This is a genomic window from Pseudomonas sp. EA_65y_Pfl1_P113, assembly GCF_963970525.1.
GTDB classification, from domain to species: Bacteria; Pseudomonadota; Gammaproteobacteria; order Pseudomonadales; family Pseudomonadaceae; genus Aquipseudomonas; species Aquipseudomonas tritici.
Genome location: NZ_CAXAQM010000575.1, coordinates 1 through 453 on the forward strand (window position 1 = coordinate 1; position 453 = coordinate 453).

Sequence of the window (453 nt, forward strand, 5' to 3'; positions counted from 1 at the left end):
GAAGCTGGGCCCGAACTTCGCCAATGGCGCGTTCGTCGGCGAGCATGGATCGTGGAACCGCGTGCCGGTGTCGGGGTATAAGGTCGCCTATGTGCCGTTCGGCGATCTCGGCTTCCCCAAAAAGGGTGCCAAGCCGGTCGACGTGCTGACGGGCTTCCTCAACGCCAAGGGCCAGGCGCAGGGGCGTCCGGTTGGGGTTATCACCGATGCGACGGGCGCACTGTTGGTGGCGGATGATGTGGGCAACACGATCTGGCGGGTCAGCGCGAAGTAACCCCTCACCCCGGTCACCCCGGCCTCGTGCCGGGGCCCACCGAGCGCCAAGACGATCCCCCGCAGGAGATGCGTCGCGGTGGATGCCGGGACGAGCCCGAAGTGACGGATCATTCCAACAGCTTGGGCGCTTCCTTGGCGAGTTTCGCGCGGATCTTGTCGGCGAAGAGCGCGAGGAAG

1 pseudogene is annotated in these 453 nt (G+C 66.2%); it reads left to right on the forward strand.

Annotated features, from left to right (window positions below):
* A pseudogene (locus tag AACY52_RS31150) lies at positions 1-274 on the forward strand (sorbosone dehydrogenase family protein); the annotation flags it as partial.
* Positions 275-453 lie beyond the last annotated feature (179 nt).